This is a genomic window from Pelagimonas sp., from assembly GCF_058892305.1.
The window spans coordinates 20,803-28,982 of sequence record NZ_JBZXVN010000056.1; the positions used below are offsets into that span (position 1 = coordinate 20,803).

5 protein-coding genes are annotated in these 8,180 nt (G+C 56.4%); 4 read left to right on the forward strand and 1 reads right to left on the reverse strand.

The genetic code is table 11. The features are described from left to right. Positions 1-99: 99 nt before the first annotated feature. From AC5EFR_RS20615 to AC5EFR_RS20625, 3 genes are all read left to right on the forward strand, one after another. Complete coding sequence (locus AC5EFR_RS20615) at positions 100-1,485, forward strand: phosphomannomutase (RefSeq protein WP_493577614.1); 1,386 nt, start codon at positions 100-102, stop codon at positions 1,483-1,485. 223 nt (positions 1,486-1,708) lie between these two features. Next, positions 1,709-3,628, forward strand: a complete 1,920-nt coding sequence (locus tag AC5EFR_RS20620) for a tetratricopeptide repeat protein (protein WP_493577615.1) — start codon at positions 1,709-1,711, stop codon at positions 3,626-3,628. A 251-nt stretch (positions 3,629-3,879) separates the two neighbouring features. After that, on the forward strand, positions 3,880-5,169 hold the full coding sequence (locus AC5EFR_RS20625; protein WP_493577618.1) for an MFS transporter: 1,290 nt from the start codon (positions 3,880-3,882) through the stop codon (positions 5,167-5,169). Positions 5,170-5,384: 215 nt separating this feature from the next. Here AC5EFR_RS20625 and AC5EFR_RS20630 read toward each other — a convergent pair whose 3' ends face one another. After that, on the reverse strand, positions 5,385-6,176 hold the full coding sequence (locus tag AC5EFR_RS20630; protein ID WP_493577616.1) for a glycosyltransferase family 2 protein: 792 nt from the start codon (positions 6,174-6,176) through the stop codon (positions 5,385-5,387). A gap of 218 nt (positions 6,177-6,394) precedes the next feature. Between AC5EFR_RS20630 and AC5EFR_RS20635 the strand changes: the two genes are divergently transcribed. Next, positions 6,395-8,180: calcium-binding protein (locus AC5EFR_RS20635; RefSeq protein ID WP_493577617.1), on the forward strand; the 1,786-nt coding region annotated here is incomplete at its 3' end.

Here is an 8,180-nt window from a genome sequence, read left to right on the forward strand (position 1 = left end):
CAAACAATGCGGTTTACCGCTGATTGTGCCGCGCCACTTACACACTTGAGAACATCACTCAAATGCCGCACATAACACGGGTATTTCAAAGGACATCTCATGGCGCCCAAATTTGGAACAAGCGGCCTGCGCGGTCTCGTGACTGAATTAAACGACGATTTGGTCGCTGATTACACCCGCGCCTTTTTATCGGCCTGCCCACATGGTGGCGCGTTGCACATCGGGCGCGATTTACGCCCGTCTTCTCCTGACATTGCCAAGGCTGTCATCCGCACGGCTTTGGCCGAGGGTGTTCCCGTCATCGACTGCGGGGCGCTTCCCACACCCGCCTTGGCCCTCTCGTCCCTCGCGGCCGGGCAGGCGGCGATTATGGTGACTGGCAGCCACATCCCAGCCGATCGCAACGGTTTGAAGTTCTATGTACCAACCGGCGAAATCACCAAGCAGGACGAACAGGCGATTCAAGCCAATTTAGGCCGAAACAGTGCAGCATTAACGGCGAAATACACCGAGGATTCTTCCGCCAGCGCAGCCTATGTTGCCCGCTATGTGTCGGGCTTTGGCCCTCGGGCCTTGGCCGGGCTGCGCATTGGTGTTTATCAACACAGTTCCGTCGCCCGCGACCTGATGGTCGACGTGGTCCAATCTTTGGGGGGCGAGGTGGTGCCCCTGGCCCGATCTGATCGTTTTATCCCCGTTGATACCGAAGCTTTGGACCCAAACACTCAAGCCTTGCTGGCAGGGTGGTGCCATGAGCATGGGCTGAATGCTATCATATCGACCGATGGGGATGCCGACCGACCCATGTTGGCCGACGAGACCGGCCGTATCGTGCCGGGTGATGTTCTGGGCGCGCTCACAGCACGCACTTTGGGCGCTCGGTGCCTATGCACCCCGATTTCATCCAACTCCATGATCCATCAGATGCCTGATTTTTCCGAAATCCATCTGACTCGTATTGGATCGCCCTATGTGATCGCCGCAATGGAAGCCGCTTTGGCCGACACTCCAGAGGCCCCTGTGGCTGGGTATGAGGCAAACGGCGGTTTCTTGCTTGGGTTTGAAGCCCAAGGCCCCGCTGGTCCATTGCCGCCGTTGATGACCCGCGACTGTCTTTTGCCAATCTTGGCCCCCTTGGCCGCCGCCAATAAAATGGGGCAGGGGCTGGTACAGCTTGTGACCGGCTTACCACCACGCTTTACCGCAGCCGATCGCATTTCGGACATTGGCTCCGATATTTCTCAAAGCTTCCTTTCAAAACTGACGGCATCAGCCCCAGCCAGAGAGACGTTTTTTGGTGAAACAGAGACTAATTTAGACATCACAGACGGGTTGCGCGTGACCTTTTCAAATGGCGAAATTGTACATCTTCGTCCCTCGGGAAATGCGCCGGAATGCCGATGCTATGCAGAAGCCTCCAAAGCCGATAGGGCCCAGCATTTGGTCAAGGTTTACCTAGACAAATTATCCGCCGAACTCATCTAAATTAGAACATCGGCCCTCCAAACACACGTTAGGCGCGTGCGCCTCTCTCATGAAAACCGGCGAACCATGCATCTTGTAGCAAAATTAGAAGCTTGATAGATGCGCTATGTCATATGATCCTTGTGACAGCTGCGGGTTCGCAATGATTGCGAGCCACTTTTTTTAAGAATAGACACACGCCAAGTTCCCCCAGGGAAACCGGCGTAGATCATCAGGACAGAAGATGCTTTCGACGACACTCTCCACATCCATTTCTAAAACCACCGTTTCGGGGGAGAGTGACCTGAAGGATGCGGATGCCAAACAGGCACCTGACAACAGCGCGCCACAAGATCAATCTCCGCCTGCCCTGCCCACTGGCCCCATCGCCTCGGCACGACAGAGTGCCGCCAAATTCACCCAAAGGGTGTCTGCGGCCCCTCAAGACGAGCCTAGCGCACCAAAAGAAGACAAACCAGTTCAGCTGAAATCTCAGGCCACGCCATCAATTGCGATGGCAAAAGGCCCGGATGAACGGCTGCCTCTGACCAAAGCCCGGATCAATCTGGCCCGTGAGTTCATCAAGCTATGGGAGTTGGACGAAGCCCAAAGGATTTTGGAAGCTGCCGAGAAGGAAGGCCCGCCCCATCGTGACGTCTTCCGCCTGCTTGGCGAGAGCTACTTTATGCAGGAACGCTGGCGCGAATCTTTGGCCGCTTGGTATCGCACCTCCTCCATGACGAAACGCAATGATGCCAAGATCATCAGCCAAATTCGCCGCAAGGTCATGCGGTGCAATGCCCAATTGGCCCTAGAAGAGCTTGGCAAAGGGGATCGCGTCGCGGCCGCGGAACATATGGCGCAAGCCGTTGAGGCGGTTGATTACTCGACCTATCTCAAGGTGCGCCGCGATATGGTGGACCCAATCGTCGCCTATGCCCGTGACATTCTTGAGACCCGAAACGCCGCACCACGCCATGTCCCTGATGCGCCCTTGAACATCATCTTGTGCTTGGACGTTATCAAGATTTCCGCCGTGCATTCGCACAAACATTTGTATCTGTCGCTTGCCGCGTCTCTGGCGTCTCTTGATCCCAATATCACCGTCACGCTGGTGGCCACCTATGAGCGGCAAATCAGCTGGAATGCCGGGTTCGAAGACTATTACCGCCCTGATAACATCGCTGTGCTGCGCGATTTCATCGAAGAAAAAGTGCCCGAAGACCTGCGCGACCGCATTTCCGTGCGCTATTTCGAGAGCTTTGGGGTCCGTGGCCTGATCAATACCTGTGAACAGATATTGAACATGCAACCGGACATGATCTTGTACGGCGGTGGCCGCACGGGATATCACGCCAACGAAAGCCTGCTCGTTCGCCATATCCTGCACAAATATGTGCCCACCGGCTTCTTCTTTGTCCAATCCAACAACGATGTGGATGAGCTGACCGACGTCATTATCGCCCGTGGTCCGCATCCTCTAAATGGCGACCCGCAAGATGCGTTGGTCCGCTATAGCCCCTATCCGCCTTTCCCGGGGTTGCAAGCCGCTGTGGTTCCCGACAGCATGAAAACCATGCCCCAGGATCGCAAGCGTATCCTGACCGCTTGGGTTGGCGTCCGGCTCGACAAGACATTGCAGGGCTACCAAAACGGTGAGGTTGATCAAATCCTGGATCTGCTCGGGCAGCTCCCCGAGGCAGATTGGCATTTGGTCGGGGCCGAAGACCCCAAGAACCTCCTCAAAGACCATAAGCGCTTTCAGGAGTTCCGCAAACGAGGCCGGATCGTCGTGCACCCGGTGCTCAACTATGATGAGTTCTACCATGTGGCCAGCTCAGCGGCCCTGTTCTTCCAGCCCCCAGGTTTCACCGGCGGCGGGGGAGGCGCCTCAATCGCCCGCAATAACAATGTGCCGATCTTGTGCTTTGAGCATTCCGACGTCGCGCCACTACAACCCACAGAATTTGTCTTTGCCGAAGACCTACTTGGTGACGGGATAGAGGCTGCGCTCAAGATTCTCAAATCTGACACAGCCCGTGATGCTCTGGTTCAACAGCAATGGACCCTGCTTGAGGCACGCCGCAGCGAAGCCCCGCAGAAGTTCTACAACACCATGATCGAAGGCGTTGCCCGCTACAAAGAACGACGCGAGAAGGCCTGAACACATTCCAACGATATGTTTTGAGGTGGTTTTGTGACTGAGACCCACCTCAAAACATGAGATTCTTAACATAAGATGGATTATGCGCTCACGCCCTGTGGTGACATTTCTGGATGGGTGCAACAGGCCCGACATTCCCCGTCAGGCCGTGTAGTGCCGAACGTGGGACAAAGAAACCCTTTGCCGCGCGACCTTCATTCTGGCCCACTTAATGTACTGTGCCTGTCAACAGCAACGTGGATGCTGCAAAGATGACCACCGAAACCGAGTTCTCTTTCGCAGCACTGAATGAGACAGCGCGACGGCATATTCGCGTGTTTCAGATACACCAGTTCCTTGACCGTTTTGCGATGGGCCTGACCGTCGCCGTTGTTGCTCTGGCCTTGAGTGACCGTGGCATGGACCTTGTTCAAATCTCGCTTCTTTTCGGGGTCTATTCGGTCACCACAATGGCGATGGAGCTACCGTTTGGAGGCCTTGCCGACAGCATTGGCCGCAAGCCAGTCTTTTTGACGGCGGTCGTCGCCAGCTTGATGTCGCTGGTACTCTTTCTCTCGACGAGCGACTTCTACGTTCTCGCGCTCTCTTTTGCCTTCATCGGTTTTGGCCGCGCGCTCAGGTCCGGCACGCTTGATGCGTGGTTTGTCGAAACATTCAGGGCCACCGCGCCCAATGTGGATGTCCAGCCCGCGCTGGCCAAAGCGCAATGGGCCAACGCCGTTGGGTTGGCGATGGGTGCCGTTTTAGGCGGCCTTCTGCCTGATATTTTTGGCACGGTCGCAAAAAGCCTCGGGTTCAGCATCTATGATGTGTCCTACTTTGCAAGTCTCATGGTGATGTTGGGCGTGTTTGGTGTCACGATGTTTGCCATTGTCGAAAAACCACGGCCAAGGGATTTCACCGCACTCCGTCAGGGGTTTACAAACGTTCCAACGGTGATCAAAGACTCGGGCCTGCTCGCCCTAAAGCATCCCACACTTTCAATCCTACTGGCAGCCTTGGCGTTCTTTCTAATGGCAAGCAACCCGGTCGAAGTGATCTGGCCCACCCATGCAAAACCCATGTTGGACGCGGGTTATGCAAACACCGTCATCGGTGTCATCACCGCGAGCTATTTCTTCTCGATCGCGTTCGGCGCATCCCTGTCGCCGCTCATTAGCCGGCTATTCAGGCGGCGGCACGCCATGACGCTGGCCGCGAGTTTTGCGTGCCTAGCAGGCGTGCAGGTCACATTGGCGTTGCAAGGCGGTATCATCGGCTTTGTGGCCGTCTTCGTCCTGTATTCGGTGATCCTTGGCGTAAGCGAAACACCAGCCAGCAGCATTCTGCATCGCTGTGTCGAGGACCATCAGCGCTCAACCATGCTGTCGTTGCGATCTTTGATCCAACAACTAGGGGCCGCATTGGGGCTGGTTCTGGCTGGAACTCTCGCCGAGATTTACTCCACGCCTATCGCATGGATCGCCGGTGCAGTGTGTCTGTTCATTGCAGGGATGATGATCTTGGTGTTGGTCAGAAGACTGGCCTTAGAAGCCGAATAACTGACAGTCGTCCGCCGTGCAGTATTGATTATTTTGGGCTCGTTTCTGCCGCTCGTTGCAATGCACATCACCGTCAGCTTGGCCCATTCCCCCGAAAGGCGTTTCACAATCGCACTGTCGCAAGGGCTTGGAAGGCGCGCGCGCTATCCTAGAGTGTGTCTCTTGTTAAAAGAAATGAGGGTGGGCGCAGGGGGGCGGGGTGAATGGTTCTGCCCCTAAACCTCGGGTTTATTCAAAACCCGATACCGCAAACTATACCAGCCATAGCGCCACATCGCTGCCGCACAGTGCCACAAAGGCAGGTTTTCTTCCTGCCGCCAGACCCGCCATATATCCCGGATGGCATGGCGTTTGTTGCTTGAGAGCGATCCAGGTGAGACGCGATAATAAGCAAGAACCTCATCAACCCCCACGGCATCACCACCAAGACGGATAAGACGAAGCCACAGGGCATAATCATGTTGGAGCGGCAAATTCGGCATGGGGTGTGTGCCCAAGCGCTCACGATCATACATCACCGTCAAACACCCCATCAGGTTTGGGCCCAACATGTCATCATACGAGAGCCGCGCGCGTGCGGGCACACGCGCCAAGACCTGTCCGTTGGGCAATTGGCGTTCGTAGGCCGTGTGGCTAAGCGCGGCCCCCGTTTGCACCATCAAGGCCAACTGCCGCTCAAGCTTGGATGCGTGCCAGCGGTCATCCGCATCCAGAAAGGCGATGTAACGCCCCTGTGCGTGCTCCAACCCCTGGTTTCGAGCCACAGCGGCCCCCTGCCCGCCTTGTGTTTTCACATAGCGGATCCGCGGATCACTTTCGGCAAAGGCCTGAGCAGAAGTCGGGGCAAAGACCGGGGCTTGGGCGGCGGCGTCATCATGGCCACCATCATCCACCAAGATCAGCTCCCACTCCTGATAACTCTGCGCCAGCACAGAGCACACACTCGAGCAAAGCGTGGGGCAAGCCCCATGAAAGGGCATCAAGATGGAAACAACTGGTTCAGACATCTGCACATGAAAACAAGGTTTTCTACTTCTATCGTGCGCAAGGGGGGCGGAGCCAGAGCTAATGCAGACCACGCCCCCAACGGCCCCTGCCCCAAGGTCCAAAACAATAGCATTTCATTTTAATCCAAGGGACCTTCCCCGGATTTGCCACAATCCCATGACGCTCCGCGCCATGCTGGCCTGCGAAGACGATCCTACCGCTAACTTGGGGTCGTGGGATGAGCATACAGCCACATATTAATCTGAGCCTACAGGCGCAAAGCCTAATCCAAAGCGGCGCAACTGCGCTGGATGTTGGATTGGATTCCGTATGTTTTGTCGAAACCGATCAAGGGGTCTTCTTGATCACAACCAGCGGACGCTGGGGCGGATTGTGCAGTTACCGGCTGGAAAGCAATGGTAATTGGCGCATGCAAGACATGGCCTTTTTCACCGGTGCGCTCAATCACAACCCTGTTGAAACATTGGCGGTTCACAACCTGCCCGACGGGCCTGTGGCCCTTGTCAGTGGCGACGAAGATGGCATTTGGTGCTTTGATATAGATGACAACGGCAATATTGGCCGCCAAGATCGCCTTAGCCCCGAAGATGCGGCCAGCTTTGTCACCACGGCCACCACTCAGGAAGAGACCGCATCACTGGTGCGGCAAGTCGGGCTTGGTGACTTAACCCTGCCAGATGAGCTCCCGGACAGCTATGGCCAAATTCTGAGCCCGCTCAGCCATGGCGGCAACACCTATGTGATTGTTGCCGACCAAAATTCGCATGAAATGGCGGCCCTATTGGTCGATCCGGAAACCGGCTCGACCCATCTCTCCGCTCAATTGGGGGCAGAACAGGGGTTGGGCGTTGCGACACCAACGGCGATGGAAAGCATCCAGATCAATGGCCGCACCTTTGTGGTGATGGCCGCCGCCGGAAGCTCCTCTCTTTCTGTGGTCGAACTCACCGAGGCAGGCAATCTTGTTCTTGTTGACCACCAGATTGATACCCGAGAGACCCGCTTTGGTCAGGTGGTGGCCCTCTCCGTTGTCGAAGTGGATGGTCAGGTCATGGTCTTGGCGGGCGGAGGCGATGATGGGGTGTCCCTGTTCACCTTGATGCCGGACGGTCAGCTCATCTGGCGCGACACAGCCATCGACACTTTGACCACAAGTCTGCACAATATATCGGGCATTGATGCCCATGCCAGTGATGGCACGATCTATGTTGCCATCAGTTCGCAGCGCGACACGGGCGTCAGTATGTTTACCTTGGATGTCAGCAACTTGGGAGAAGTTTGGCAGCACAGTAGCGGCACAACAGCGGTCAATCATCTCGGAACCAGTGGCGATGATATTCTGGTGGCCGGTATCCATGGCGACACCCTGCGCGGCGGCGCAGGTGATGATATCCTCGAAGCGGGTCCCGGCCGCACCGTCCTGCAAGGCGGAGCCGGAGCAGACGTCTTTGTTCTAGGCGCCACGAGCGACAATGCCAGGATCATAGATTTCACAGTGGGCATCGACCGGCTTGATTTGTCGCAATGGCCAATGCTGCGCGGTCCCGACAGTCTCCAAGTCACCGCGACATCAACCGGCGCACGGATTGAATACCGTGACTACACCCTAAGCATTCAATCCAGCACCTCACGCCCCATGAGTGTCGAAGACCTGTTTGGCACGCGGTTTATGTGGGCGGACCGGATGATGATTTCGGTTGAAGAAGCCGAGCATGACGCCGATCCCGGTCAGACCCTCAGAGCCCCCAGCGGCGGGGCGTCCTTGTCCGGCAGCGCTTGGTCAGATCGGCTCTATGGAAACGCAGGGCGCGACACGCTGAATGGTGCCGATGGCGATGATCTCTTGGTAGGCGGATCAAACCAAGACCGCGTCAATGGCGGCGACGGTGATGACACATTGTATGGCAACAGCGGCAATGACACCCTGCGCGGAAATGATGGGTCCAACTTCCTTTCTGGTGGCAATGACGATGACCGGGTTTATGGCGGCGCACAGGACGACA